The organism is Modestobacter sp. L9-4, assembly GCF_019112525.1.
GTDB lineage: Bacteria > Actinomycetota > Actinomycetes > Mycobacteriales > Geodermatophilaceae > Modestobacter.
On sequence record NZ_CP077800.1, the window covers coordinates 2,629,618 to 2,654,869 of the forward strand.

Consider the following 25,252-nt stretch of genomic DNA (forward strand, 5'->3'; position numbering starts at 1 on the left):
CACTGTGACCCCGGACACATGCTGGCGTCAAGGGGTCGTCGGCGTGCCGCGCGGGACGACCAGCAGCGGCACCGTCGCCGCCCGCAGGATCTTCGTCGCCGTCGACCCCACGAACACCTGCCCCGGCGGGCCCGGTCGCGCGGACCCGACCACCAGCACGTCGCCCGGTGCCCACGGTGCCTCGGCCAGCGCCCCGGCCCAGCCCGCGCCCCGGGCCTGCAGCGTCGCCGGTGCCGGGCCCGGCCCCGGCCAGTTCGCCACCGCCTCGTCCAGCGCGCCCTGCACCTGCCCGGCCCACTCCTCGCTGACCACCTGCTCCGTCGGCCGGCCCGTCCCCGAGGGCAGCAGCGCCGCCCGCTCGGGCACGAACGTGGCCAGCCGGACCGGCACGCCCCAGCGGTCGGCGAACCGGCGGGTGGCGGCCAGGGCCTCGGCCGACCGCTCGGCACCGGCCCACGCGCAGGTCAGCCGGGTGGGGGCGGCGTCGGCCGCCCACGCCCGCGGTGCCAGCGCCAGCGCCACCGGGGAGCTGTGCAGCAGCCGCTCGGCCACCGACCCGGCGGCGAAGCGCCCGGCCGGCGCCTCCGCGGCCGCCCCCAGCACCAGCAGTCGCGCCCGGTAGGTGGCCGCCGCCTCGACCAGCCCCGCCGGCACCGAGGACGCCGGCACCACGGCCGTGCGCACGTCGTCCACCCCGGCGGCCCGCAGTGCGGTGAGCGCCTCCGCCTGCCGGGTGGCGGTGAGCGCCGCCCGCCACTGCAGGTACTCGCGGTCCAGTCGGGAGGCGACCGGGGTCACCGGGTCCGGCGGCACCACCGTGGTCACCACGACCGGCGACTGCTCGGCGCGCGCCAGCCGCACGGCCAGCCGCAGCGCGGCGTCGTCCCCACCGCCGTGCTCGGCGGCCTCCCAGCCCAGCAGGACGGTCATCGCAGCAGCCTCCTCGGGGGCGGGGTCACGTCAGCCTCTCCTGCCGATCGGCGCGGCGCTCACGGACGACGCCGCAGGACCTCGCGGGAGAGCTGGTCGACCGAGGTGTGCCCGGTCAGGCCCAGGGTGAGGTCGAACTCGGCGAGCACGTCCTCCACCACCTGCCGGACGCCGTCCTCGCCGCCCAGGCCCAGGCCCCAGGCGAACGGCCGGCCCAGCAGCACCGCGCGGGCGCCGAGCGCCACGGCGACCAGCACGTCGGCGCCGCTGCGCACCCCGCTGTCGAACAGCACCGGTACCCGGTCGTCGACGGCGTCCACCACGTCGGGCAGGGCGTCGAGTGCGGCGATCGAGCGGTCGACCTGGCGCCCGCCGTGGGTGCTGACCACCAGGCCGTCGACGCCCTCGTCGACCGCGCGCCGGGCGTCGTCGGGGTGCAGGACGCCCTTGAGCACGATCGGCAGGCGGGTGTGCTCCCGCAGGAAGGCCAGGTCGTCCCAGGTGATCGAGGGCCGGGAGTAGATGGCCAGGAACGTCTCCACCGCCGCCCGGGGGAGTGGTGAGCGCAGGTTCTCCACCAGCGGGCCCGGCCAGGCGCGGGCCATCCCCACCAGCGCGCGCACCGCCGCCGGGGTGGGCCGGGGCTGCGGGTCCCGCGGGGCGCCGTCGGCGGCCGCGGCCCGCTCGGCCACCAGCCGGCGGAACACCGGGTCGGAGGTGTACTGCGCGATCCCCTTGCCCAGGGCGAAGGGCAGGTGGCCCAGGTCCAGGTCGCGCGGCCGCCAGCCGAGCATCGTGGTGTCGAGGGTGACGACGACGGCCTCGCAGCCGCTGGCCTCCGCCCGGCCCAGCAGGCTGGCGACCAGCTCGTCGGAGCTGGACCAGTACAGCTGCATCCAGCGCGGTGCGTCGCCCATCGCCGCGGCCGTGGTCTCCATCGGCACCGACGCCTGGTTGGAGAACACCATCGGCACGCCCACCGCCGCCGCGGCCCGGGCCACGGCCAGGTCGGCCTCGGGGTGCAGCAGCTCCAGGGCGCCGACCGGGCCCAGCAGCACCGGCGCGGGCAGCCGCCGTCCGAACAGCTCGACCGAGGTGTCCCGGACGCTCACGTCGCGCAGCACCCGCGGCACCACCGACCAGCGGTCGAAGGCGGCCAGGTCGGCACGCTGGGTGTCCTCGCCGCCGGCGCCCCCGGCCACGTAGCCGTACGCGCGGGCGCCCAGTCGCGCCCGCGCCTGGCGGGCCAGTGCCCGGTAGGCGGTCGGGACGCGCGGCGTGTGCCCGTAGGCCCCGGCCCGGTACACCGCGTCCTGCCGCCGCCGCCCGGTGCCCGCCGCTGAGCTCATCGGTCCACCGTAGTGACGCGCGTCTCGCCGGCCGCCAGCACCCGTCCATCCGACACGCCCGTCGGGACACGCCGATGACACGGAAGTGACTGGAGTGACTGAGCGGCCACGCACTGCATGCTCCGGCGATGATCAGGGCAGTGCAGCCAGCGTGCCGGGGAGGTCGCCCTCCGGCTGGGCAGATCGGGGGAGCTCCACCGTGCCGTCGTCCTGCCCGCCCGTCCGCCTGTCCCTCGTCCTCCTGACCCTGGCCGCCGCCGGGGTCGCCCTCGCCGCCCCGGCCGCCGCGATGGAGGACACCCGCCGGCCCAGCGCCACGGTCACCCACGGGCCCAGCTGCGGGCCCGACGTCGTGCGCACCCTGGTGACCAACGGCAGCGAGCCGCACCGCGTGGCGCTGGTCCTCGACGGCGCGGGCGAGCAGGACGCCGCGCAGCTCGCCCCCGGTGAGCGGGCCGAGCTGGTCAGCGCCGGCATCGGCTGGGGCGTGACCGTCGACGTCTCGGTCAGCGTCACCGCCGCCGACGGCACCGTGGAGGCCCCGCTGGAGCTGGAGACCTACACCCGGCCCAGCGCCGAGGACTGCGCCGCGGTGACCCCGCCGCCCACCGGGACCGCCCCGCCGGTCACCCCGACCGTGCCCCCGGCCACCTCCGTGCCGCCCACCGGCCCGCTGCCGGAGACCGCTCCGCCCCCCTCGCTCGAGCCGACCCCCTCGGCGCCCGGCGTGCCCACCCCCTCGGTGCCCGGGACGACGCAGCCGGTCCCGCCGGCGACGTCCGCACCCGGGACGACGACCACGACGACGACCCCGGGGACGACGACCCCGGGGACGACGACCCCGGAGACGACCACGCCGGGGACCACGTCCGCCGGGACGCCGGACGCCGGCAGCCCGCCGCGCACCACCGGCCCCGGGACGCCGTCCGGAACGGCCGGGCGCAGCGGCGGCGCGGCGGCGTCCAGCTCCTCGGCCGCGGTCTCCCCGGGTGGGGTGGTGACCGTGCGGGCCACCGGCTTCAGCGCCGGGGAGCCGGTCACGGTCACCCTCCCGGGCACCGACGAGCCGCTGACCACGGTCACCGCCGCGCCCGACGGGAGCGTCGAGACCGTCGTCCAGATCCCGCGCGGTGCGGCCCTGGGGTCGACCACCGTGCAGTTCACCGGCACCGACTCCGCCACCACCGCCGGGCTCGACCTCGACGTGGCCGCCCGCGACGGGGTGGTGCCGGAGAGCACCGGCTCACCGGCCACGGTCGCCGCCGGGCTGGCGTTGGTCGGGGCGGCGGGGACGCTCGGGGTGATGGGCACGCGGCGCTCCCGCGGGCGGCACGCCGACGGGGGCCGCTGACCCGGCCGACCGGCCCGGCGCGCGGTGCCGCCGGTGCACCGGCGATCCTGGACACACACCTCGACGACAGACGTGGACCCGCTCATGGACCAGCACATGGACCGCCTGCACGACGGCGCGCCGCCCCGCGGCGTGCCCCGTGACGTGCGCGGCCTGGCTGCCGCGGGCCCCAGCGCCACCGAGACCTGGCTGCGCATCGTCCAGGTGCACGACCGGATCACCCACCGCGTCGACTCGGCGCTGCACCGCCAGCACGGGCTGTCGCTGACCGGCTTCGAGGTGCTGCGCCGGGTCGCGGAGGCACCCGAGGAGTGGGCCTCGATGGGCGACCTCGCCGAGGCGGTCGGGCTCTCCCGCCCGGGCATCACCAGCACGGTGAACCGGCTGGTGGACGACGGACTGGTCACCCGCGAGCGGCTGGGCGAGGACCGCCGTCTGCTGCACGCCCGGCTCACCGACTCCGGCCGGGAGCGGGTGCGCGCGGCCACCGCCACCCACGACGACCTGGTCGCGCACCTGCTCACGATGCTCGGCGACGACGCCCCCGTGGTCACCGACGCCCTGGCCCGCGTCTCCGCCGCCACCCGCCGCCCCCGCGCCTGACCGCCCTGCGCCCGCGGCCGCTCCGCCGTCCGCCGCTGTGCGCCGGGCTCAGGCGCCGCGGTGCTGCGGTTGAGGCGCCGCGGTGCTCCGGGCTGAGGCATAGGAACCAATACGTGCGTCCCAGCGCCCAGGACGCCGGTATTGGTTCCTACGCCTGCCTGACTGGCGGACGGTGGCGGTTGTGGGAATCCGTGCGTGGGCGTCCCTCGAACGGGGTAGTTCTCGGCCTGCCCGGGGAAAACTTAAAGCCCGTAGTGTTTCCGGAGTGGATCTCCAGGGGATCGTGAGGGCATGACGGGTGACCTGAGCGGCTGCACGGTGGTCGTGCCGACCATCGGACGCCCGTCCCTCGACGTGCTGCTCGACGCGCTCGCGACCAGCACCGGGCCGCGGCCGGCCGAACTGGTGCTCGTCGACGACCGGCCCACCGGCGAGCCGCTGCACCCCGACCGCCCGGGTCTGCCCCCGGTGCGGGTGGTGCGCACCGGCGGCGGCGGCCCCGCCCGCGCCCGCAACCTGGGCTGGCGCACCGCGCGCACCGAGTGGATCGCCTTCCTCGACGACGACGTCGTCCCCGACCCCGACTGGTACGACCAGCTCGCCGCCGACCTCGCCGCACTGCCGGACGACGTCGCCGGCACCCAGGGCCGCGTGCGCGTGCCGCTGCCGGAGGACCGCAGGCCCACCGACTGGGAGCGCGGCACCGCGGGCCTGGCCACCAGCAGCTGGATCACCGCCGACCTCGCCTACCGCCGCTCCGCCCTGGCCGCGGTCGGCGGGTTCGACGAGCGCTTCCCGCGCGCCTTCCGCGAGGACTCCGACCTCGCGCTGCGGGTGCTGGACACCGGCTCCTCGCTGACCCGCGGGCAGCGCTGGATCACCCACCCGGTGCGCCCGGTCGACCGCTGGGTCTCCGCCCGCGTGCAGGCCGGCAACGCCGACGACGTGCTGATGCGCCGCCTCCACGGCCCCACCTGGCGCGACCGCGCCGAGGCCGCCCTCGGCCGCCGCCCCCGCCACCTCGCCGTCACCGGTGCCGCGCTCGCCGCCGTCGGCCTGCTCGCCGCCGGGAAGCCGAAGGCCGCCGGGCTGGCCGCGCTGGGCTGGCTGGCCGGGACGGCGGAGTTCGCCTGGGCCCGCATCGCCCCCGGCCCGCGCGACCGCGCCGAGGTCACCACCATGGCCCTGACCAGTGCGGTCATCCCGCCGCTGGCCACCTGGCACTTCCTGCGCGGCGCCGTCGTGCACCGCGACGTCCCGGCCTGGCGCGGGCTGCCCGACCTGGTGCTCTTCGACCGCGACGGCACGCTCGTGCACGACGTCCCCTACAACGGCGACCCCGCGCTCGTCGCCCCGGTCGACGGCGCGCGCGAGTCGCTGGACGCGCTGCGCGCCCGCGGCGTGCGGATCGGGCTGGTCACCAACCAGTCCGGCGTCGGCCGTGGCCTGATCACCTGCGCGCAGGCCGACGCCGTCAACGCCCGGGTCGCCGAGCTGCTGGGTCCCTTCGACACCGTGCAGGTCTGCCCGCACGCCCCCGAGGACGGCTGCGACTGCCGCAAGCCCGCGCCCGGCATGGTGCTGGCGGCCTGCGCCGAGCTGGGCGTCGAGCCGGCCCGCTGCGTGGTCATCGGCGACATCGCCGCCGACGTCGGCGCCGCGGCCGCGGCCGGTGCGCGGGGCATCCTCGTGCCCACGCCGGTCACCCTTCCCGCTGAGGTCACCGCTGCCCGCCACCGCGCGCCCACGCTCACCGAGGCGGTCGAGGACGTGCTGGCGGGAGCCTGGTGAGCCGCACCGTCCTCGTCGCCCGGCTGGACAACGCCGGCGACGTCCTGCTGCAGGGCCCGCTGGTGCGCGCGGTCGCGCACGGCGCCGACCGCGTGGTGTTCCTGGCCAGCCCGCAGGGCACCGCCGCCGCCGAGCTGCTGCCCGGCGTGGACGAGGTGCTCACCTGGCACTGCCCGTGGATCGACGGTCACCCGCAGCCGGTCGACGCCGCCGACCTGGCGGCGCTGGCCGACCGCGTGCGAGCCGCCGGCGTCACCGAGGCGGTCATCAGCACGAGCTTCCACCAGTCGCCGCTGCCGCTCGCGCTGGTGCTGCGCACCGCGGGGGTGGGCCGGATCAGTGCGATCAGCGTCGACTACCCCGGCTCCCTGCTCGACGTCCGGCACCGTGTGGACGACGACCAGCCCGAGCCCGAGCGCGCCCTGTCCCTGGCCCGCGCGGCCGGCTTCGAGCTGCCGGACGGCGACGACGGCCGGCTCGCCGTCCGTCGTCCGCTGCCCGCCGTGGACCGGGAGCCGGGCTACGTCGTCCTGCACCCCGGCGCGAGCGTGCCGGCGCGGGCGTGGCCGGCCGAGCGCTGCGGCGAGGCCGTCGAGGCGCTCGCCGATGCCGGGTACCGCGTCGTCGTCACCGGTGGGCCGGGGGAGCGGGAGCTCACCGCCACCGTCGCCGGCACCCGCGGTACCGACCTCGGCGGGGCCACCACGCTGGCGGAGATGGCGGCGCTGCTCGACGGCGCCGCCGCGGTCGTGGTCGGCAACACCGGCCCCGCGCACCTGGCCGCCGCCGTCGGCACGCCGGTCGTCTCGCTGTTCTCCCCGGTCGTGCCGGCCGTGCGGTGGGCGCCCTACGGCGTCCCGACCGTGCTGCTCGGCGACCAGTCCGCCCCCTGCCGTGACTCCCGGGCCCGCGAGTGCCCGGTGCCGGGGCACCCCTGTCTGTCCTCCGTCACCGCGGCCGACGTCGTCGCCGCCGTCGAGAAGCTGGTGGCCGCGTGAAGGTCCTGCTCTGGCACGTGCACGGCTCGTGGACGACGTCCTTCGTCCAGGGCGCCCACGAGTACCTTCTGCCGATCGTCCCGGGCCGCGGGCCCGACGGCCTGGGCCGCGCCCGCACCTGGGACTGGCCCGCCTCGGTGCGCGAGGTGACGCCGGAGCAGCTGCGCGAGGAGCAGCCCGACGTCGTCGTCCTGCAGCGCACCCGCGACCTGGAGCTCGTGCGCGAGTGGCTGGGGCGCGAGCCCGGCCGCGACCTGCCGGCGGTGTTCCTGGAGCACAACGCCCCCGACGGCTCGGTGCCCAACACCCGGCACCCGCTGGCCGACCAGGCCGAGATCCCGATCGCGCACGTCACCTACTTCAACCAGCTCTTCTACGACAACGGCTCGGCGCCCACCACGGTGATCGAGCACGGCATCGTCGACCCCGGCGAGCGCTACACCGGCGAGCTCGCCCGGGCCGGCGTCGTGGTCAACGAGCCGGTCCGCCGCGGCCGGTACACCGGCGGCGACCTGCTGCCGCTGCTGAGCTCGGCCGCCCCGCTCGACGTCTTCGGCATGGGCCTGACCGGCCTGCATGAGCGCTACGGCCTGGACCCCGAGCGGGTCGGGCTGTTCGACGACCCGCCGCAGCACGCGATGCACGGCGAGCTGGCCCGCCGCCGGGTCTACGTCCACCCGGTGCGCTGGACGTCGCTGGGCCTGTCGCTGCTGGAGGCCATGCACCTGGGCATGCCGGTCGTCGGCCTGGCCACCACCGAGGCCGTCGAGGCGGTGCCTGCCGAGGCCGGCGTGCTGTCGACGAACCCCGCGGTCCTGGCCCGGGCGCTCAAGCACTTCGTCGACGAGCCGGACGCCGCCCGGCTGGCCGGCAAGGCCGCCCGCGCCGCCGCGCTCGGGCGCTACGGCCTGGACCGCTTCCTCGCCGACTGGGACGCGCTGCTGGCGGAGGTGACCCGGTGACCGCCGACGTCCTGGACGCCTACCGGCTGCGGATCTCGCTGGTCAGCGAGCACGCCAGCCCGCTGGCCGCCATCGGCGGGGTCGACGCCGGCGGGCAGAACGTGCACGTCGCCGCGCTGGCCGCCGGCCTGGCCACCCGCGGTCACGAGGTCACCGTCCACACCCGCCGGGACGACGCCGCGCTCCCCGAGCGGGTGCGCACCGCCGACGGCTACGACGTCGTGCACGTGACCGCGGGCCCGGCCACCGTGTTGCCCAAGGACGACCTGCTGCAGCACATGGGCACCTTCGCCGACGTGCTGCGCGCCGCCTGGGTGCTGCAGCCGCCGGACCTGGTGCACGCCCACTTCTGGATGAGCGGCCTGGCCTCGGTGCAGGCCGCCGCGGGTCTCGGCATCCCGGTGCTGCAGACCTTCCACGCGCTCGGCTCGGTCAAGCGCCGGCACCAGGGCGACGCCGACACCTCGCCCGAGCAGCGCCTGGACCTCGAGCGCGGCCTGTGCGCCGACGTCGAGCACGTCATCGCCACCTGCACCGACGAGGTCCTCGAGCTGTCCCGGATGGGCCTGACCGGCGACCGCGTCTCGATCGTGCCGTGCGGCGTCGACACTGCCGAGTTCACCCCGCGCGGCCCGGTCGCCGAGCGCTCCGGGCGCCCGCGGCTGCTCGTGCTGGGCCGGCTCGTCGAGCGCAAGGGCCAGGAGGACGCCGTCCGTGCCCTGCCCGCCGTCCCCGGCGCCGAGCTGGTCGTCGTCGGCGGGCCGCAGACCCACCTGCTGGACGCCGACCCCGAGGTCCAGCGGCTGCGTGCGATCGCCGCCGAGCTCGGGGTGGCCGACCGGCTGGTGTTCACCGGTGCCGTCTCGCGGGCCGACGTCCCGGGCTGGATCCGCTCGGCCGACGTCGTCCTCGCCGTGCCCTGGTACGAGCCCTTCGGCATCACCCCGCTGGAGGCGATGGCCTGCGGCCGCCCGGTCGTGGCCACCGCCGTCGGCGGGCTGGCCGACTCCGTCGCCGACGGCGTCACCGGCGACCTCGTGCCCCCGCGCGACCCAGCCGCCCTCGGCGCCGCGCTGGCATCCCTGCTCGCGGACGACGAGCGCCGGGCCGGCTACGGCGCCGCCGGCGTCAAGCGCGCCCGCACCCGTTACCGCTGGTCCCGCGTCGTGGCCGACACCGACGCCGTCTACCGCCAGGTCCTGGCCGCCCGATCCACCATGGAGGTCGCTCGATGACGCAGTCCACCGACCGTGAGGTGGTCTCGCCCGACGCCTGCACGCACCTGACCGGGCACGACCACGTCGCCTCGCTGAGCGCGGCACTGGGCAGTCTCAGCGCGCAGGTCGACGTCCTGGACCGCTGGGGCCGGCAGCTCGCCGACGTGCTCACCGGCGAGTCCCGTGGCCGGCTGCTCGCCGCCGGCAACGGCGGCAGTGCCGCGCAGGCCCAGCACCTCACCGCCGAGCTGGTGGGCCGCTACCGCGCCGACCGCCCGCCGTTCTCCGCGATCTGCCTGACCGCGGAGACCTCCTCGCTGACCGCGATCGCCAACGACTACCCGGCCGACGAGCTGTTCGCCCGCCAGGTCGAGGCGCACGGCCGCCCCGGCGACGTGCTGGTGCTGCTGTCGACGTCGGGCCGCAGTCCCAACGCCGTCGCCGCCGCCCGCCGCGCCCGCGACTGCGGCATCACCGTGCTGGCGATGACCGGGCCGGCGCCGAACCCGCTGGCCGCGATCGCCGACGAGGCGGTGTGCATCGACTCGGAGTGGACCGCCACCGTGCAGGAGTGCCACCTGGTCGCGCTGCACCTGCTGTGCGCCGCCTTCGACGCCGCGGTGCTCGCCGAGTCGCCGCGGGTGTCCACCACCAACCACGTGGAGGTCGTGCAGTGATCGTCGTCGTCGGTGACGCCCTGCTCGACGTCGACCTGGTCGGCACCGCCTCCCGGCTCACCCCGGACGCGCCGGTGCCCGTCATCGACGACGCCGTGACCCACGAGCGCCCTGGCGGTGCCGCGCTGGCCGCCGTCCTGGCCGCGTCCTCGGGCGAGGAGGTCACGCTCGTGGCCCCGGTCGGCGATGACGAGGGTGCCGACCGGCTGCGGGCGCTGCTCGCCGGCCGGGTGCAGCTCATCGAGATCCCGGCGACCAGCCCCACCGCGGTCAAACAGCGCATCCGGGTCGGCGACCACTCCGTCGCCCGGCTCGACACCGGGGGAGCGACGACGACCTTCGGCGCCCTGCCCGCCGCGGCGGCCGAGGCCATCGCGACCGCGTCCGCCGTGCTCGTGGCCGACTACGGCCGCGGGACGACGTCGGCTCCCGACGTGCGCGCCGCGCTGTCCGCCGCCCGCGGCCCGGTCGTCTGGGACCCGCACCCGCGCGGCGCGGACCCCGTGCCGTCGGTCCGGCTGGTCACGCCCAACGGGTCCGAGGCCGCCCGGGTGGCGCCCGAGGTCACCGGCGACGGTCTGGCCGCGGTCGGCGCGCGCGCCGAGGCGCTGATCCGGGCCTGGGGCGTCGGCGCGGTCGCCGTCACCCTCGGCGCCCGTGGCGCGCTGCTGTCCTACGGCGAGGGCGCGCCCATGGTCGTGCCGGCCACCCCGGTCACCGGCGGCGACCCGTGCGGTGCCGGTGACTCCTTCGCCGCCGCGGTCACCGTCGCGCTCGCCGGTGGTGCCGTGACCGGCGAGGCCGTCACCGCCGCCGTCGCGGCCGCCGGCGCCTTCGTCGGTCGCGGCGGGGCCACCGCGTGGGACGCCGCACCGGCCGCCGCCGAGCCCACCGCCCCCGACGTCGACGCGCTGCTCGCCCGGGTGCGCGCCGCCGGTGGAACGGTCGTGGCCACCGGTGGCTGCTTCGACCTGCTGCACGCCGGGCACGTCGCCACGCTGCGGGCCGCGCGCGGGCTGGGCGACTGCCTGGTCGTCTGCATCAACTCCGACGACTCGGTGCGCCGGCTCAAGGGCCCGACGCGCCCGCTGGTCGCCGCCGAGGACCGGGCCCGGGTGCTCGAGGCGCTGGAGTTCGTCGACGCCGTCGTCGTCTTCGGTGAGGACACCCCGTCGGCGGTCCTGGAGCGGCTGCGGCCGGACGTGTGGGCCAAGGGCGGCGACTACGCCGGCGCCGACCTGCCCGAGTCCGCCGTGCTGCGCACCTGGGGCGGCCAGGCCGTCGTCCTGCCCTACCTGGACGGCCACTCGACCACCGCCCTGGTCGAGCGCTCCCGAGTGTGACGGCCGCACCAGGAGGCCATGTTCGCGAGCATGGCCCCGACGGGCGGCCGACCGCGGTCGTCCTGCGGCCGCTGGGGCTCGGGGACCTGCTGACCGGGGTGCCGGCGATCCGGGGCATCCGGGCCGCCGTCCCCGGTCATCGGCTGGTGCTGGCGACGACGCGGGCGCTGGAGCCGCTGGCCGCGCTGATCGACGCCGTCGACGAGGTGCTGCCCGCCGTCGAGCTCGAGCCGCTGGACTGGGCCGGCCCGCCGCCGGAGCTGGCCGTCGACCTGCACGGCAAGGGCCCGGCCTCGCACGTGGTCGTCGCCGGCCTGCACCCGCAGCGGCTGCTCACCTTCGACAGCCCCGGCTACCCGGGCCCCACCTGGTACGCCGACGAGCACGAGGTGCGGCGCTGGTGCCGGCTGGTCGACGAGGGCCTGGACGTCCGCTGCGCCCCCGACGCGCTCGACCTGCGGGTCCCCGACGTCGAGCCGCCGGTGCGCGGCGTCGCCGTCGTCCACCCCGGCGCGGCGTTCCCCGGACGGCGCTGGCCGGCCGAGCGGTTCGCCGCCGTCGCCCGGCACCTGCGGGCGCAGGGCCACGACGTGCGCGTCACCGGCGGCCCGGCCGAGGTCGAGCTGGCCCGCTCGGTGGCCGCCGCTGCCGGGCTCCCCGACGACGCGGTGCTCGCCGGGCGCACCAGCTCCCTCGGGCTGGCCGCGGTGGTCGCCGCCGCGGCCGTCGTCGTCTGCGGTGACACCGGGGTCGCCCACCTCGCCACGGCCTACCGGCGTCCCTCGGTGGTGCTGTTCGGCCCGGTGTCCCCGGCGCTGTGGGGCCCGCCGTCACGCCCGCAGCACGTCGTCCTCTGGCACGGCGACGGCACCGGCGACCCGCACGGCACCGCGCTCGACCCCGCGCTCGCCCGCATCACCGTCGACGAGGTCACCGCCGCCCTCGACGCACTGCTCTGACGGAGTCCCAGGGCGCCAGATGTGCACCCTGGGGACTCCATCAGCTGCGGCGGCGGATGGCGTCGAAGAGCACGCCCTGCAGGTCCTCGGGGTCCAGGCACGGGTAGGCCGCACCGCCGGTGGCGTCGCCGATCCGCTGCAGCGCCCCCAGGTCGGCGTCCGGGCCCAGCGCGATGCCGACGACCTTCACCGGACGCGCCGGGTCGGCCTCCGAGCGCAGCGTGTCCAGCAGCGCCGGGAGGTCGATGGCGGCCTCGTCGTCGTCGTCCTCGCCGTCGGTGATCAGGACGACGGTGTTCACCGCGTTCGGGTCGTAGGCGTCCCGGGCGGCGCGCACCGCGGCCAGGGTCGTGTCGTAGAGGCCCGTGCCGCCGGGGGAGAGCCGGTCCGGGAGGGTGTCGAACTGCTCGTCGATCAGCTGCCGCTGCGTCTTCCCGTCGCCGGCGTCGGCGCCGAAGGTGCGCAGCGGCGCGAGCTCGACCCAGTCGCGGTCGCCGTCGAGCCGGTGGGCGAAGGCCCAGACGCCGCCGGAGTGGGAGTCGGGCAGCAGGCTCAGCGCGCTCTTGCCGGCGTCGCGCTCCAGCGTGGCCCGGGTGCCGTCGCCGGCCGGGGCCTCCATCGAGGTGGAGACGTCCATGACGGTGAGCAGCCGGGACGGCGTCGCCAGGCTGGACAGCCGGCCGAGCAGCGCCTGCACCGCAGCGGCGTCCAGTTCGACCGGCTGCGGGGCGGCCTCCTGGACGCCGGTGCCGGTGCCCGCCCCGAGCGGGGAGCCGCCCTGCTGGTCGCGGAAGCCCGCGGCGCGCGCCTGCTCGCCGACCGTGTCCGCGGTCAGTGCCTGCACCACGGCGTCCACCGCGCGGCGCTGCAGGTCGTCGTCGACGGGCAGCCGCAGCACCGGGTAGTCCAGCGACGGGGAGCCCTCGCGCGGGTAGACGGCCACCAGGGCGTCGGAGCCGGCCGCCTGGTTGGCCGCGAGCACCTCCTGCTCGCTGACCGGCACCAGCGGGGCGTCCGCGCCGCCGGCGGTGCCGGCGGCCAGCGCGTCGGCGACGGTCGGGACGTCGCCGCGCCCGGCGGCCAGCACGGCCTCGACGACGGCGTTGTCGGCGTCGTCACCGCCACCGAGGGACTGCCGGACGGCGGCCAGCACCGACACGCCCTCGGCGCTGGCGGCGAGGTCGGGCACGGCCAGCGGGCGGTCGGTGGTGAGCGCCTCGCCCCAGCTCGGCGGGGTCGCGGTCCAGCCGAGCTGCTCGGCGGCGGCGCGGCTGGTGGCCAGCACGAGCGGGGAGGTGGCCATCGAGCCCGCGGCCTGCAGGCGGCTGTCACCGGCGCGCGCCGCCCAGAGCGAGGAGTCGGGCACCCACACCTCGGGCTGCGCGTCCGCCCCCAGCGCGCCCAGGTCGGCCAGGGTCTGCAGCGGCTCGGTGGCGGTCACCTCGGCGACCGCGCAGGCGCCACCACCCAGGTCGAGCGGCTGGTCGAGCAGCTGCCCGGCCAGCTGCTCCAGCTCGGGGGCGACGGTGACCGGCACGGTGCGCCGGTCGGTGCAGGCAGCGGCGTCCGCGGCGGGGGGAGCGGACCGGTCACCGCTGGTCCACCAGACCAGCCCGGCCACGACCACGGCGGCCACGATCGCGGCCAGCCCGGCCAGCAGGGCGGGGCGGCGGCGGTCGGAACGGGCACGGGTGTGGGCGTGGCGCCCCATCTGGGATCTCCGTCGTGTCCCCAGGCCCCTCACGGGTGCCCGGCGCCCCCTGGGCGAGCGGCCGTCGTCGGTGGGCAACTGTACCCATCCGGACAGGCCACGTCAGGGGCCGCTGACCACCGCCCGGTGGTCAGCCGACCTGTGTCAGCGCCGCCTCGCGCTGGGCGGCGAACCACGCCACGGTGCGGCGCAGGCCCTCCTCGGAGGTGACCGTCGGCGCCCAGCCGAGGGCCTCGGTGGCCAGCGTGGTGTCGGGGCGGCGCACCTTCGGGTCGTCGACGGGCAGGTCGATGAAGCCGATCTCGGACTCCGAGCCGGTGAGCTCGACGATCCAGCGGGCCAGCTCCAGCATCGACAGCTCGTCGGGGTTGCCGACGTTCATCGGGCCGGTCTCGGTGGACAGCGCCAGCGCCAGGATGCCGCGCACGGTGTCGTCGACGTAGCAGATGGAGCGGGTCTGCGACCCGTCGCCGGCCACCGTCAGCGGCCGTCCGGAGAGCGCCTGACCGACGAAGGCGGGGATGGCGCGACCGTCGTCGGCGCGCATCCGCGGGCCGTAGGTGTTGAAGATGCGCACGATCGCGGTGTCGATGCCCTGCGAGGTGCGGTAGGCGGTGGTCAGCGCCTCGCTGAACCGCTTGGCCTCGTCGTAGACGCCGCGCGGGCCGACCGGGTTGACGTTGCCCCAGTAGTCCTCGCGCTGCGGGTGCTGCAGCGGGTCGCCGTACACCTCGGAGGTGGAGGCCAGCAAGAAGCGGGCGCCCTTCTCCTTGGCCAGGCCCAGCGCGTGCAGGGTGCCCAGGCTGCCGACCTTGAGGGTCTCGATCGGCATCTTCAGGTAGTCCAGCGGGCTGGCGGGGGAGGCGAAGTGCAGCACCAGGTCGACCGGTCCGGGCACGTGCACGTAGTCGGTGACGTCGCAGCGCACCAGCCGGAAGCCGGGGTGCTCCATCAGGTGCAGCACGTTCTCCGGCGACCCGGTGAGGAAGTTGTCCAGGCAGACGACCTCGACGCCCCGGTCGAGCAGCTGCTCGCACAGGTGGGAACCGAGGAACCCGGCCCCGCCGGTCACCACCGCGCGGCGGACCTCCCGCGGAGTGACTGCACCCTGGACTGCCATCGACGAGCTCCTGTCTGCCGCACCCGCGCGCCGGACCGCGCGGCCTGCGTCGTCCTGTCTACCCGGAGATCAACTTCGCACACACTTCGGCCTTGAAGTGTTCCGGGGGCAGCAGGTCCCACCGATCGGGGGACGGCGGCCGGTGCGCGGCCGCCGTCCGGTCCGGCTACTGCAGGTAGTTCTCGACCTGCGGCTCGGGGCGGGCCTGCGCCTCGGCCGGGTCCTCGCCGTACTGGCGCTTGGCGTCGCGCTGGCGGACCAGGTCCCAGAGCTGGTCGCGCTCCTCCTCGATCTGGTGGAGGCGGGCGCGCTGCTCCGCGGTGTGCTCGGTCGCGTTGCGGAGGGCGTGCTCCTCCTCGACCAGCGCCTCGATCTGGGCGTGGATGTCCTTGTCGTCGTCTGCCATGCGCCCAGCTTGCCCTCTCGGCGCCGAGGTCATGCCTACGGCTCAGGCAGGCTCGGGGACCCAGCCCTCGACGAAGGCGGCCAGCCGCCCGGTCACCGCACCCCCGGAGCGGCCCAGCGACAGCAGTGCGGCGCGCTCCAGCGGCACCCGGACCGGACGGCGGCCGGTGGCGGCGGTGCGCACCGCGTGGCCCTCGGCGACCAGCTCGGGCCACGGCCGGTCCAGCTGGGCGCGCACCCGGTCCAGCGCGGCGGTGGTCGGTGCGGCGTTGCCCTCGACCAGCGCGGTGACGAAGGCCGGGTCGCTGCCCATCACCCGGGTCGCGTCCCGGAAGCTCCCGGCCGCCAGCGACAGCGCGAGCGGCCCGGCCTGCCCCGCGGCGGCGGCCAGCGCGGCGGCGAGCAGGTGCGGGACGGCGCTGATCGCGGCCACCGCGTCGTCGTGCTCGGCCGCGGTGACCGGCACGACCTCCGCGCCCACGGCCAGCGCGATCTCCGCCACCCGCAGCCAGCGGCGCAGGTCGGTGCCCGGCTCCAGGCACAGCGCCCAGCGGGCGCCGGTCAACAGCGCCGGGTCGACGGCGTCCGGGCCGGACCGCTCCGTGCCGCACATCGGGTGCCCGCCGACGAACCGGTCACCGAGCGCGGCGCCCAACCCGGCCAGCACCGGCACCTTGACCGAACCGAGGTCGGTGACCGTGGCGCCCGGGTCGACCCGCAGCCCCTCGAGCGCGGTGGACACCACCGGCAGCGGGACCGCCAGGACGACGACGCCGGTGAGCTCCTGGGTGACCTGCACGCCGTGGTCCTCGGCGGCGGCGCGGGCCACGGGGTCCACGTCCCAGCCGGACACCGGCCGGCCGGCCGCGACCAGCGCCGCGGCGAGGGACCCGCCCAGCTGCCCGAGCCCGACCACCGACACCGGCGGGACCGGCATCGTCGGCACGGGGAAGGCCGGTGGCCTGCTGTCGCCAGGGGACGGGTCGGCCATGATCTACAGGCTATGACCACCCCGCCGGACCCCGGCACCACGCTGCCGCAGAGCTTCGCCGTCCGGGTCGCCCGCATCGACGGGCGCTGGCAGTGCGAGCTGCTGGCACCCGACGCCGACAGCGAGCTCCCGGCGCTGGAGCGGGCGCTCGGCGAGCCGGGGGCGCCCGGCTGGCCCGGCCCGTTCGTGGTCGTCGTCGACAGCCGGCTCTACTTCGTCGTGCTGCGGCACGGCCCCGGCGGGATGGTCCGCGCGCTGATCAGCGACGCGACGCTGCAGGAGTGGCTGCTGGCCGCCGAGGCGGTCGAGCGGTACGGCATCGACGTCGAGGCCGCCAGCACCGTCGAGGACGCCTTCGACCACGACGAGCAGGGCATCCCGGGCGGTGACCTCGACGTCCTCGCCGACGCCGGCCTGCCCGCCGAGGAGCTCTCCGTGCTGCTGGACTCCGACGACCTGTGGGCCGACGAGGTCGTGCTGGCCATCGCCGCCCGGATCGGCTTCGCCGACGAGCTGGTGGCCGCGCTCGCCGGCTGAGGGTCCGTGCGGGGGCCCGTCCGGGTGCCGGGCCCGGCGGTGCGGAGGATGTCCCCGTGACCGACGACGAGGCGATGCTGCGGGCGCTCGAGCTGGCCACCGCCGCGCAGGGGTGGGGCGACACGCCGATCGGCGCCGTCGTCCTGGGCCCCGACGGCGCGGTGCTGGCCGAGGCCGCCAACGAGCGGGAGCGGCGCGGTGACCCCACCGCGCACGCCGAGGTGCTGGCACTGCGCGAGGCGGCCCGGGTGCACGGTGACGGCTGGCGGCTGACCGGCGCGACGCTGGTGGTGACCCTGGAGCCGTGCACCATGTGCGCCGGCGCGAGCGTGCTGGCCCGCGTGGCCCGGGTCGTCTACGCCGCCGACGACCCCAAGGCCGGTGCCGCCGGGTCGCTGTGGGACGTCGTCCGGGACCGCCGGCTCAACCACCGCCCCGAGGTCGTGGCCGGTGTGCGGGCCGGGGAGTCCGGCGCGCTGCTACGTGCCTTCTTCGCTGCCAAGCGGGGCCTGTAGTCTCTCCGGCGGTGGCGTGTCCGAGCGGCCGAAGGAGCACGCCTCGAAAGCGTGTGAGGTTCATAGCCTCCGTGGGTTCAAATCCCACCGCCACCGCACCTGACGGCGGCGCCCGATCCACACCGGATCAGGCGCCGCCGTCGTCGCGTCCGGGGTCGTCAGCAGTTGGCCTTGCCGTAGTCGTCGATCGCCGTGCCGGACTCGGTCAGCTCGGTCTGCAGCCGCTGCAGCTCCGGCGCCAGGCCGACGTTCGCCGAGGGGTTGGTGAGGTCCGCCCGGCCGACCAGGTCGCGCATGTCGCTGGTGGCGGTCACCAGGCGCTGCCACTGAGGGGCGGCCTCCGCCGGGGGCTCGACGGCCGACAGCTGGTCGACCACCTCGGCGAGCTTCTGCGGCGCCGTCTCCGGCGCGCCGGCGACGCTCTGCAGGTCGGTGCTGACGTCGCCCAGCAGCCCCGGCGCGTCGCGGCAGAAGGTCTCCTTGCGCTCGGCGTCCAGGTCGGCCGCGGAGGAGGCGGCTGCGGCCGCGGACGAGGCGGCCGCGGCGGACGACGCGGCCGCGGAGGAGGAGGCGGCTGCGGACGGGTCGGCCGCCGGGGCCGACCCGGCGGCCGAGGGCGTCGTCCCGGACGACGAACAGCCGACGAGCAGCAGCGCCGCGGCGAGCGTCGAACAGACGATCGGGAGTCTCTGGACGATCATCAGCGCACCGTAGCGGCTGTCAGACCGGGACGTCGGAGTCGACCAGCAGTCGGCCGTCGTCCCCGCGGACGAGGGTGAAGCGGTGCTGCTCGGGCGACCGGCTGCCGTCCTCCACGAACGTCACCGGCGCGGTGGCCGTCAGCGACCCGTCGGAGGCCGAGACGGGACCCAGGCTGACGGAGCTGAAGCGGTCCCAGAAGCGGATGTAGTCCGGGCGGGGCTCCGCGGCGCGCAGCGTCGGGCCCGTGCGCTCCCAGGCCGTCTCCGGGTCGCCGGGCAGCAGCGCGTAGTAGCTGGTCAGCGCCTGCCGGACCTCCTCCGCCGAGCCCTGTTCGGGCCCGGCGGGCGAGCTCGGCGCCGCGGAGGTGGTCTCCGCCGGGGTCGAGCTGGGCGCCGCCGACGACGTCTCGGGTGCCTGGGTCGTCTCCTCCGCCTCCGAGGACGACGCCTCCGACGAGCTCGGCGAGGACGACGTGCTGGTCTCCGACGGCGTGGCGGATGCCGTCGGCGTGGGCAGCCCCGTCTGGGCGGACGCCTCGGAGCCGTCGCCGTTCTGGCTGACCAGGAACAGCCCGATGCCGGCGAGCAGCAGGACGACGACGAGTGCCCCCAGCAGCACGGCGCCCCGGCGGCGGCCGGCAGGTCGGGCCGGCACCGGGGAGCGGCCGGCGGACGGCGGGTCGGCCGGCGGCTGCGCCGGGGGAGCCGCGGCCGGCTCGACGGCGGTCGCCGCCCGCTCGACGGGCTCGGCGGTGGGGGGCTCGTCGGGCGTCGCGACCAGCGGCGGCGGGGGCGTCGGGACCGGGGCGACGACCGACTGCTCGGCCCTCGGCGGCACCGCGGGCATCGCCCGGCCGCCCACCGGCCGGACGTCGGTGAGCGTCGTCGCGATGGGCGTGCGCGCGGCGAGCACGTCGGTGACGTCGCGGTCCCGGCCCGCGGCGAGCCCGGCGAGCTGGTCGCGCACCTCGGTCATCGTCGGGCGCTTCGTGGGGTCGGAGTTGAGCATCCGCATCAGCGGCCGGGTCAGCGCGCCGGCGTGCCGCGGCCGGGTGAAGTCGCCGCCGGCGACCCGGTAGAGCATCTCCAGCGGGTTCTCGGTCATGCCGAAGGGCGGGGTGCCCTCCAGGCAGGCGAAGATCGTCGCGCCCAGCGAGTACACGTCGCTGGCCTCGTCGGGGTCCTGGCCCCGGGCGACCTCGGGGGCCAGGTAGGCCGGCGTCCCCTTGACCACGCCGGTCTGGGTGAGCGAGACGTCGCCACGGGCCCGGGAGATGCCGAAGTCGGTGATCTTCACCAGGCCCTCGGCCCGGCCGCCCTCGCCGATGAGGATGTTGCCCGGCTTCACGTCGCGGTGGACGACGCCCGCGGCGTGCGTGGCCACGAGGGCGTCGGCGACCTGGGCACCGATCTGGGCGACCTGCTGCACCGCCAGCGTGCCCTGCTCGGTCAGCACCTGGGCCAGGCTCCGGGAGGGCAGGTACTCCATGACCAGCCACGGCGTCCCGCCGTCGTCGACCATGTCGTAGACCGACACCGCGTGCGGGTGGGTCAGGCGGGCGGCGATCCGGCCCTCGCGCATGGCCGCCTCGCGGTGCCCGGCGGTGGCCTCGGGGTCGCTGCCGACCGGGACGATCACCTGCTTGACCGCCACGTCGCGGCCCAGCAGCTCGTCGCGGGCCAGCCAGACCGCGCCCATCGCCCCGCCACCGAGCCGGGAGCGCACGACGTAGCGCCCGGCCACCCGGGAACCCGGCGCTGTCACCCCTGTCCTGCCCGCACGCCCACCGGTCCGCGGGTCAGGCGGAGACCGGGGCGCCGTAACGGCGCACGTACTCCGTCTGTGCTCCCTCGGGCAGGGCGTCGTAGAGCTCGGCCAGCTCGGCCAGCGAGCTCTCCGGCAGCTCGTCGAACAGCGACTGCCAGCTCGGCGGCTCGTCGTGCCCGCGGGTCATCAGCAGCTCCCACGCGCGGGTCTGCCGGTCGCGCTGGGCCCGCTCGGCCAGCATGCCGGCGAAGTACTCGTCCCGGGCGGCGTCCTTCTCCGCGCGGGTGGCGTCGGCCGGGAGGTCGCTGGGGTCGGTGTTCTGCAGGGCCGTGACGATCGCGGCGACCACCTCGGGCCGCACCTGCTCGGTACTGCTCATGTCCAGTCCCTCCGGTTGTCGCGGGTACACGCTGTAGGCGATCACTCAACCACCCCGGCGGTCCGTGGGCGCTCCGGACGAGGGGGAGCGGCGCGCGCCGCGGGAGCGGCCCGGTACAGTTGCCGTCGCACGTGGAGGATTCGCCTAGTGGCCTATGGCGCTCGCTTGGAAAGCGGGTTGGGTGCAAGCCCTCGGGAGTTCGAATCTCCCATCCTCCGCAACTGGCCGCCCCCGGCGGCCGCACACCTGGCGCACCGTTCGTCCGGCGCGTCCTCTACAGTGGTCCACGACCCCTCGTGCGGCGTCACCCTGTGAACCTCCCCAGGGCCGGAAGGCAGCAAGGATAAGCGGGCTCTGACGGGTGTGCGAGGGGTCCCTTGCGTCCTCCCACAGGCTCCTCCCAGGTTCGTGCGGTTCGATCCATGAACCTTCAACCTCGGGAGTGGACATGGCCGGTCGTCGCGTCTGGTGGATCACGGGTGGAGTGGTGGCGGTGGTCGCCGCGGGCGCCATCGGCGGGCCGCTCGTCTACGCAGCCCTCGAGGACGACGCGCCGCCCGCGCGCACCGTGCAGGTCCAGCCCGACGCCGCGGCGTCCACCACGAGCGGGTCGGCCGGTGGCTCGGCCCCGGCCAGCAGTGCGCCCGCCGCCGACCCCGCCGCGCTCGACGGCAGCTGGACCATCGCCGCGGACTCGTCGGCCGGTTACCGCGTCGACGAGGTGCTCAACGGCGCCGACGTCACCGTGGCCGGCACGACCGACCAGGTGACGGGTGGCGTGGTCATCAACGGGGGCGACCTGGCCGACGCCGACGTGACCGTCGACGTCGCCTCCATCACCACCGACACCGCCCGGCGGGACGGCTACTTCCGGGACAACGTCATGGACGTCGCCACGCACCCGACGGCCACCTTCTCGGTGACCCAGACCGCCGACCTGCCCGAGCTCACCGGCACCCCGGTGACCGTGCCCGTGACCGGCGAGCTGACGCTGGCCGGGGTGACCAAGCCGGTGCAGACCGAGATCTCCGTGGTCCGGACCGCCACGGGCGTCGACGTCTCCGGCGCCGTGCCGGTCACCTTCGGCGACTACGGCATCGACGCGCCGAACCTGGGGTTCGTCCGGGTGGACGACCAGGGCCAGGTCGAGTTCTTCCTGCACCTGGCGAAGTAGGCCGGCTGCCGTCGGTGCCGGGGCGGTGACGCACCGGCACCGACGGCGACGCGCACCGGAACCGTCGGTGCGGCCACGTAGATTCGCAGGCGTGGCTCTGGCGCTCTACCGCAAGTACCGCCCGGCGACCTTTGCCGAGGTGGTCGGTCAGGAGCACGTCACCACGCCCCTGATGAACGCCATCGACAGCGGGCGCATCAACCACGCCTATCTCTTCAGCGGCCCCCGCGGCTGCGGCAAGACGTCCTCGGCGCGGATCCTGGCCCGCTCGCTCAACTGCGAGCAGGGCCCGACGTCCACCCCGTGCGGCGTGTGCGGCTCGTGCATCGCGCTGGCTCCCGACGGCCCCGGCTCCATCGACGTCATGGAGATCGACGCTGCCAGCCACGGTGGTGTCGACGACGCCCGCGACCTGCGCGAGAAGGCGTTCTTCGCCCCCGTGCACAGCCGCTACAAGATCTACATCGTCGACGAGGCGCACATGGTGAGCTCGCAGGGCTTCAACGCCCTGCTGAAGGTCGTCGAGGAGCCGCCGGAGTTCCTGGTCTTCGTCTTCGCCACCACCGAGCCGGAGAAGGTCCTCCCGACCATCCGCTCGCGCACCCACCACTACCCGTTCCGGCTGGTGCCCCCGAGCACCCTGCGCGGGCTGCTGGAGCGCACCTGCGAGGCCGAGGGCGTCACCGTCGAGCCGACGGTGTTCCCGCTGGTGGTGCGCGCCGGCGGCGGCTCGGTGCGCGACTCCCTGTCGATCCTCGACCAGCTGCTGGCAGGCGCCGGGCCCGAGGGCGTCACCTACCGCTCGGCGGTCGGGCTGCTCGGCGTCACCGACGAGGCGCTGCTCGACGAGGCCGTCGACGCGCTCGCCGCCTCCGACGCCCCCGGGGTCTTCCAGGCCGTCGACCGGGTCGTCGAGGCCGGGCACGACCCGCGCCGCTTCGCCACCGACCTGCTCGACCGGCTGCGCGACCTGATCGTGCTGGAGGCCGTGCCCGAGGCCAGCGGCAACGGGCTGCTCGACTGCCCGCCCGACCGCCTGGACCTGATGACCCGCCAGGCGCAGGCGCTGGGCGCGGCCACGCTGTCCCGGCTCGCCGACACCGTGCACGAAGGCCTGACCGAGATGCGCGGGACGACGGCGCCCCGGTTGCTGCTCGAGCTCGTCTGCGCCCGGATGCTGCTGCCGGCCACCGACGGCTCGGCCGTGGCGACCCTCCAGCGCCTCGAGCGGCTGGAGCGGCGGATGTCGATCGCCGGCGAGCACGCGGGCCGTCCTGAGGCCGCCGCGCAGGCCCCGGCGCCGGTGCGCGAGCCGGTGCGGGAGGCCCCCCGGCCGGCTCCGGCCGCCGCCCGCGTCGCCGAGGCGGCCCCCGCAGCTCCCGCGCCCGCGGCCCCGGCCGCCCCTGCTCCCGCGGCACCGGCAGCCTCGGCGCCGGCCCGGCCCGCCTACGTCCGGCCCTCCCAGGCGCGGACGGCCGAGGCCGCCCCGGCTGCATCCACCCGGGCACCGGCCGCGCCGGCCCCGGAGGGGGACGACGGCTGGCCGGTCACCGCGCGTCCCGGCGCGATGGCGACCTCCGCCCCCGCGGCACCGGCCGCCGCCTCCCCGCCTGCCGCCTCCCCGCCCGCCGCCTCGTCGCCCGCCGCACCTGCGCCTGCCGCCCCGCAGAGCGGGCCGCCGGCTGCCGACGCCCGCACTCGACCGGCGGCGACGGACGACGAGCCCGACGTCCCGCTGCCGCCTGAGCCCACCGACGACGAGGACTGGCCGCAGCCCACCCGCGCCGCGGCGCCCCGGCCCACGCCCGCCCCGGTGGCCCCGGCGCCCCGCGAGCCCGCCCGCCCGGCCGCCGATCCTGCCCCGGCGCCCCGGGCCGCCGCAGAGTCCGCGCCGTCACCGCGAGGCGGGGAGCCCACCCCGCTGGTGTCGGCGACCCCGCCCGAGCCGGCTGGTGGTGACACCGCGCTCACCACCGCCGACGTGCGGCGGATCTGGCCGGAGCTGCAGGCGGTGGTCAAGCGGCACAAGCGCACGACCGAGGGCCTGATGAAGAGCGCCCAGGTCCACGACCTCGCCAACGGCACGCTCACGCTGTCCTTCACCTCGCCGGCGCTGGCCAAGATGATGGGGGAGGACCTCAACCGCGAGGTCCTGCGGCAGTCGGTCGAGGAGCTGCTCGGCGTCCGCTGGAAGGTGGCGACCGTCGTCGACGTGCCCGGGCAGGCCACGGCCGGCCCGCCGGCGACCCCCGAGGCGGCCCGTGCGGCCGTCCAGGCGGCCGAGAGCGCTGAGGCCGACGAGCTGATGGCCGAGCGGGCGGCCGACTCCGAGCCCGGGAGCGCCGACACCCCGGAGCAGGACCCGCACGCCGCCGCCCTGCTCCTGCTCCGCACCCAGCTCGGCGCCCGCCCGATCGAGGACTGACGAAGGACCCCCTCGCCCCCCACCACCCGCTCCGCGCGCGCCGGGGCCCGGCGAGGGGGCCTGGCCTCGCCCCCCATCACCCGCTCCGCGCGCGGCGGGGCCCTGCGAGGGGCCTGACCTCGATCCGGGCGCGGCGGGACCCGGCGGGAGGGCCGGCAGCGGTGTGGGCCGCTCCTGTCGGAGGGACCACCTACTCTCGGAGCATGGGACCCGGAGGACAGCCCGACATGTCGGCCCTGCTCGCGCAGGCGCAGCAGATGCAGCAGGCGCTCGCCGCCGCGCAGGAGGAGCTGGCCGCCACCGAGGTGACCGGTTCGGCCGGCGGTGAGCTGGTCACGGTCACCATGACCGGCGACGGCGACATCACCGCGTTGACGATCGCCCCGGCCGCCGTCGACCCCGACGACGTCGAGACGCTGCAGGACCTCGTCATCGCCGCCGTCCGTGACGCCCAGCGCGCCGTCAACGAGCTCGCCGCCAGCACCATGGGCCCGCTCGCCGGCGGCCTGGGTGGCGGCGGGCTGGGTCTGCCCGGCTTCTGACCCACCGGGGTGCGCGGCAGCGCCGCTGCCCGCACCCCACCAGACGAGGAGAACCGTGTACGAGGGCGCTGTCCAGGACCTGATCGACGAGCTCGGGCGGCTGCCCGGGGTCGGTCCCAAGAGCGCGCAGCGCATCGCCTTCCACCTGCTCGCCGCCGAGTCCGCCGACGTCGTCCGGCTGGTCGCGGCGCTGCAGCGGGTGCAGGCCGAGGTCCGCTTCTGCGTGACCTGCTTCAACGTCGCCGAGGGCGAGCAGTGCCGCATCTGCCGCGACCCCCGCCGCACCCTCGACGTCATCTGCGTCGTCGAGGAGCCCAAGGACGTCGTGGCCATCGAGCGCACCCGCGAGTTCAAGGGCCGCTACCACGTGCTCGGTGGCGCGATCAGCCCGATCGAGGGCATCGGCCCCGACGACCTCAAGGTCAAGGAGCTGATGACCCGGCTCATGGACGGCCAGGTCACCGAGCTGATCATCGCCACCGACCCGAACCTCGAGGGCGAGGCCACCGCCGCCTACCTGGCCCGGCTGGTCGGCCCGCTGGGGCTGGCGGTCTCCCGCCTGGCCAGCGGCCTGCCGGTCGGCGGCGACCTCGAGTACGCCGACGAGGTCACCCTCGGCCGGGCCTTCGAGGGCCGCCGCCGCATCGACGCCTGAGCGGCGTCCCCGCAGGTGGTCGAGGCCACCCGCGGGGCAGGTGAACGCCCGGCGAGCGGCCCACGTCACACCGGCGAACGGGTCGTGGTCACAAGACGATCACAGCCTCCGCGACCGTTCCGTCACGCCGCAGAACCTGTGTTACTCAT

The 25,252-nt window shown here is 76.6% G+C and carries 24 protein-coding genes, 2 tRNA genes and 1 other RNA gene; 18 read left to right on the forward strand and 9 right to left on the reverse strand.

Features of this window, described 5'->3' with window-relative positions; genetic code table 11:
* Positions 1-27: 27 nt before the first annotated feature.
* Together KUM42_RS12360 and KUM42_RS12365 are read right to left on the reverse strand one after the other, a co-directional pair.
* A complete protein-coding gene (locus KUM42_RS12360; protein WP_237492681.1) occupies positions 28-930 on the reverse strand; it encodes a universal stress protein in 903 nt (300 codons plus the stop codon).
* A gap of 59 nt (positions 931-989) precedes the next feature.
* A complete protein-coding gene (locus KUM42_RS12365) occupies positions 990-2,279 on the reverse strand; it encodes an alpha-hydroxy-acid oxidizing protein (RefSeq protein ID WP_237492684.1) in 1,290 nt (429 codons plus the stop codon).
* Positions 2,280-2,478: 199 nt separating this feature from the next.
* Between KUM42_RS12365 and KUM42_RS12370 the strand changes: the two genes are divergently transcribed.
* The 9 genes from KUM42_RS12370 to KUM42_RS12415 all read left to right on the forward strand — a co-directional run bounded on the left by KUM42_RS12370 (position 2,479) and on the right by KUM42_RS12415 (position 12,180).
* A complete protein-coding gene (locus KUM42_RS12370; protein WP_237492686.1) occupies positions 2,479-3,630 on the forward strand; it encodes a hypothetical protein in 1,152 nt (383 codons plus the stop codon).
* A gap of 96 nt (positions 3,631-3,726) precedes the next feature.
* The gene (locus KUM42_RS12375; RefSeq protein WP_237492688.1) at positions 3,727-4,233 is read left to right on the forward strand and encodes a MarR family winged helix-turn-helix transcriptional regulator; all 507 of its coding nucleotides are present in this window, start codon (positions 3,727-3,729) and stop codon (positions 4,231-4,233) included.
* 291 nt (positions 4,234-4,524) lie between these two features.
* Positions 4,525-6,024 (forward strand): HAD-IIIA family hydrolase, encoded by a 1,500-nt coding sequence (locus tag KUM42_RS12380; RefSeq protein ID WP_237492690.1) that lies wholly within the window; start codon positions 4,525-4,527, stop codon positions 6,022-6,024.
* The gene (locus KUM42_RS12385; protein WP_237492693.1) at positions 6,021-7,022 is read left to right on the forward strand and encodes a glycosyltransferase family 9 protein; all 1,002 of its coding nucleotides are present in this window, start codon (positions 6,021-6,023) and stop codon (positions 7,020-7,022) included. Before KUM42_RS12380 ends, KUM42_RS12385 begins: the two co-directional genes overlap by 4 nt.
* Entirely contained in the window at positions 7,019-7,984 is a 966-nt protein-coding gene (locus KUM42_RS12390) for a glycosyltransferase (RefSeq protein WP_237492695.1), read from the forward strand. Before KUM42_RS12385 ends, KUM42_RS12390 begins: the two co-directional genes overlap by 4 nt.
* Positions 7,981-9,219, forward strand: a complete 1,239-nt coding sequence (locus KUM42_RS12395; RefSeq protein WP_237492696.1) for a glycosyltransferase — start codon at positions 7,981-7,983, stop codon at positions 9,217-9,219. The genes KUM42_RS12390 and KUM42_RS12395 overlap by 4 nt, the downstream gene beginning before the upstream one ends.
* Positions 9,216-9,878, forward strand: a complete 663-nt coding sequence (locus KUM42_RS12400; RefSeq protein ID WP_237492698.1) for an SIS domain-containing protein — start codon at positions 9,216-9,218, stop codon at positions 9,876-9,878. The genes KUM42_RS12395 and KUM42_RS12400 overlap by 4 nt, the downstream gene beginning before the upstream one ends.
* Positions 9,875-11,221 (forward strand): D-glycero-beta-D-manno-heptose 1-phosphate adenylyltransferase, encoded by a 1,347-nt coding sequence (gene rfaE2 / locus KUM42_RS20135; protein WP_255557500.1) that lies wholly within the window; start codon positions 9,875-9,877, stop codon positions 11,219-11,221. Before KUM42_RS12400 ends, rfaE2 begins: the two co-directional genes overlap by 4 nt.
* A 98-nt stretch (positions 11,222-11,319) precedes the next feature.
* Complete coding sequence (locus tag KUM42_RS12415; RefSeq protein WP_237492699.1) at positions 11,320-12,180, forward strand: glycosyltransferase family 9 protein; 861 nt, start codon at positions 11,320-11,322, stop codon at positions 12,178-12,180.
* A gap of 40 nt (positions 12,181-12,220) precedes the next feature.
* Here the strand turns inward: KUM42_RS12415 and KUM42_RS12420 are convergent, their stop codons facing one another.
* From KUM42_RS12420 to KUM42_RS12435, 4 genes are all read right to left on the reverse strand, one after another.
* A complete protein-coding gene (locus tag KUM42_RS12420; protein ID WP_237492701.1) occupies positions 12,221-13,891 on the reverse strand; it encodes a substrate-binding domain-containing protein in 1,671 nt (556 codons plus the stop codon).
* Between the two features lie 130 nt (positions 13,892-14,021).
* Complete coding sequence (locus KUM42_RS12425) at positions 14,022-15,011, reverse strand: UDP-glucuronic acid decarboxylase family protein (protein ID WP_237492703.1); 990 nt, start codon at positions 15,009-15,011, stop codon at positions 14,022-14,024.
* Positions 15,012-15,177: 166 nt separating this feature from the next.
* Complete coding sequence (locus KUM42_RS12430) at positions 15,178-15,417, reverse strand: DUF2630 family protein (RefSeq protein WP_237492705.1); 240 nt, start codon at positions 15,415-15,417, stop codon at positions 15,178-15,180.
* Between the two features lie 42 nt (positions 15,418-15,459).
* Positions 15,460-16,407 (reverse strand): prephenate dehydrogenase/arogenate dehydrogenase family protein, encoded by a 948-nt coding sequence (locus tag KUM42_RS12435; RefSeq protein WP_237492707.1) that lies wholly within the window; start codon positions 16,405-16,407, stop codon positions 15,460-15,462.
* Between the two features lie 12 nt (positions 16,408-16,419).
* Here KUM42_RS12435 and KUM42_RS12440 point away from each other — a divergent pair, with 12 nt between their 5' ends.
* The 3 genes from KUM42_RS12440 to KUM42_RS12450 all read left to right on the forward strand — a co-directional run bounded on the left by KUM42_RS12440 (position 16,420) and on the right by KUM42_RS12450 (position 17,555).
* Positions 16,420-16,944 (forward strand): tRNA adenosine deaminase-associated protein, encoded by a 525-nt coding sequence (locus tag KUM42_RS12440; RefSeq protein ID WP_237492709.1) that lies wholly within the window; start codon positions 16,420-16,422, stop codon positions 16,942-16,944.
* A gap of 56 nt (positions 16,945-17,000) precedes the next feature.
* Positions 17,001-17,459, forward strand: a complete 459-nt coding sequence (locus KUM42_RS12445) for a nucleoside deaminase (RefSeq protein WP_237492711.1) — start codon at positions 17,001-17,003, stop codon at positions 17,457-17,459.
* Between the two features lie 10 nt (positions 17,460-17,469).
* A tRNA-Ser gene (locus KUM42_RS12450) sits at positions 17,470-17,555 on the forward strand.
* Positions 17,556-17,617: 62 nt separating this feature from the next.
* Here KUM42_RS12450 and KUM42_RS12455 read toward each other — a convergent pair.
* The 3 genes from KUM42_RS12455 to KUM42_RS12465 are packed head-to-tail and all read right to left on the reverse strand — an operon-like array spanning position 17,618 to position 20,307.
* Positions 17,618-18,160, reverse strand: coding sequence for a hypothetical protein (locus KUM42_RS12455; RefSeq protein WP_237492713.1), 543 nt, complete (start codon positions 18,158-18,160; stop codon positions 17,618-17,620).
* Between the two features lie 19 nt (positions 18,161-18,179).
* Positions 18,180-19,925, reverse strand: coding sequence for a serine/threonine-protein kinase (locus KUM42_RS12460; RefSeq protein WP_237492715.1), 1,746 nt, complete (start codon positions 19,923-19,925; stop codon positions 18,180-18,182).
* A gap of 34 nt (positions 19,926-19,959) precedes the next feature.
* The gene (locus tag KUM42_RS12465) at positions 19,960-20,307 is read right to left on the reverse strand and encodes a hypothetical protein (RefSeq protein ID WP_237492717.1); all 348 of its coding nucleotides are present in this window, start codon (positions 20,305-20,307) and stop codon (positions 19,960-19,962) included.
* Positions 20,308-20,440: 133 nt separating this feature from the next.
* Here KUM42_RS12465 and KUM42_RS12470 point away from each other — a divergent pair.
* The 6 genes from KUM42_RS12470 to recR all read left to right on the forward strand — a co-directional run bounded on the left by KUM42_RS12470 (position 20,441) and on the right by recR (position 25,103).
* Positions 20,441-20,525: transfer RNA gene (locus KUM42_RS12470), tRNA-Ser, on the forward strand.
* A 67-nt stretch (positions 20,526-20,592) separates the two neighbouring features.
* Positions 20,593-20,688: signal recognition particle sRNA small type (ffs, locus tag KUM42_RS12475), an RNA gene on the forward strand.
* A gap of 67 nt (positions 20,689-20,755) precedes the next feature.
* Positions 20,756-21,481: a YceI family protein gene (locus KUM42_RS12480; RefSeq protein ID WP_237492719.1), complete on the forward strand. Its 726-nt coding sequence runs from the start codon at positions 20,756-20,758 to the stop codon at positions 21,479-21,481.
* Positions 21,482-21,572: 91 nt separating this feature from the next.
* Positions 21,573-23,906, forward strand: a complete 2,334-nt coding sequence (locus tag KUM42_RS12485; protein WP_237492721.1) for a DNA polymerase III subunit gamma and tau — start codon at positions 21,573-21,575, stop codon at positions 23,904-23,906.
* Between the two features lie 203 nt (positions 23,907-24,109).
* On the forward strand, positions 24,110-24,448 hold the full coding sequence (locus KUM42_RS12490) for a YbaB/EbfC family nucleoid-associated protein (protein ID WP_237492722.1): 339 nt from the start codon (positions 24,110-24,112) through the stop codon (positions 24,446-24,448).
* A gap of 55 nt (positions 24,449-24,503) precedes the next feature.
* Positions 24,504-25,103, forward strand: a complete 600-nt coding sequence (recR, locus tag KUM42_RS12495) for a recombination mediator RecR (RefSeq protein ID WP_237492723.1) — start codon at positions 24,504-24,506, stop codon at positions 25,101-25,103.
* Positions 25,104-25,252 lie beyond the last annotated feature (149 nt).

What these genes read in the sequence shown, in the direction of transcription:
- KUM42_RS12360 (WP_237492681.1), bottom strand. Translation starts at nt 930, where the DNA reads ATGACCGTCCTGCTGGGCTGGGAGGCCGCCGAGCACGGCGGTGGGGAC.
- KUM42_RS12365 (WP_237492684.1), bottom strand. Translation starts at nt 2,279, where the DNA reads ATGAGCTCAGCGGCGGGCACCGGGCGGCGGCGGCAGGACGCGGTGTAC.
- KUM42_RS12375 (WP_237492688.1), top strand. Translation starts at nt 3,727, where the DNA reads ATGGACCGCCTGCACGACGGCGCGCCGCCCCGCGGCGTGCCCCGTGAC.
- KUM42_RS12380 (WP_237492690.1), top strand. Translation starts at nt 4,525, where the DNA reads ATGACGGGTGACCTGAGCGGCTGCACGGTGGTCGTGCCGACCATCGGA.
- KUM42_RS12400 (WP_237492698.1), top strand. Translation starts at nt 9,216, where the DNA reads ATGACGCAGTCCACCGACCGTGAGGTGGTCTCGCCCGACGCCTGCACG.
- KUM42_RS12420 (WP_237492701.1), bottom strand. Translation starts at nt 13,891, where the DNA reads ATGGGGCGCCACGCCCACACCCGTGCCCGTTCCGACCGCCGCCGCCCC.
- KUM42_RS12425 (WP_237492703.1), bottom strand. Translation starts at nt 15,011, where the DNA reads ATGGCAGTCCAGGGTGCAGTCACTCCGCGGGAGGTCCGCCGCGCGGTG.
- KUM42_RS12430 (WP_237492705.1), bottom strand. Translation starts at nt 15,417, where the DNA reads ATGGCAGACGACGACAAGGACATCCACGCCCAGATCGAGGCGCTGGTC.
- KUM42_RS12435 (WP_237492707.1), bottom strand. Translation starts at nt 16,407, where the DNA reads ATGGCCGACCCGTCCCCTGGCGACAGCAGGCCACCGGCCTTCCCCGTG.
- KUM42_RS12440 (WP_237492709.1), top strand. Translation starts at nt 16,420, where the DNA reads ATGACCACCCCGCCGGACCCCGGCACCACGCTGCCGCAGAGCTTCGCC.
- KUM42_RS12455 (WP_237492713.1), bottom strand. Translation starts at nt 18,160, where the DNA reads ATGATCGTCCAGAGACTCCCGATCGTCTGTTCGACGCTCGCCGCGGCG.
- KUM42_RS12465 (WP_237492717.1), bottom strand. Translation starts at nt 20,307, where the DNA reads ATGAGCAGTACCGAGCAGGTGCGGCCCGAGGTGGTCGCCGCGATCGTC.
- KUM42_RS12480 (WP_237492719.1), top strand. Translation starts at nt 20,756, where the DNA reads ATGGCCGGTCGTCGCGTCTGGTGGATCACGGGTGGAGTGGTGGCGGTG.
- KUM42_RS12490 (WP_237492722.1), top strand. Translation starts at nt 24,110, where the DNA reads ATGGGACCCGGAGGACAGCCCGACATGTCGGCCCTGCTCGCGCAGGCG.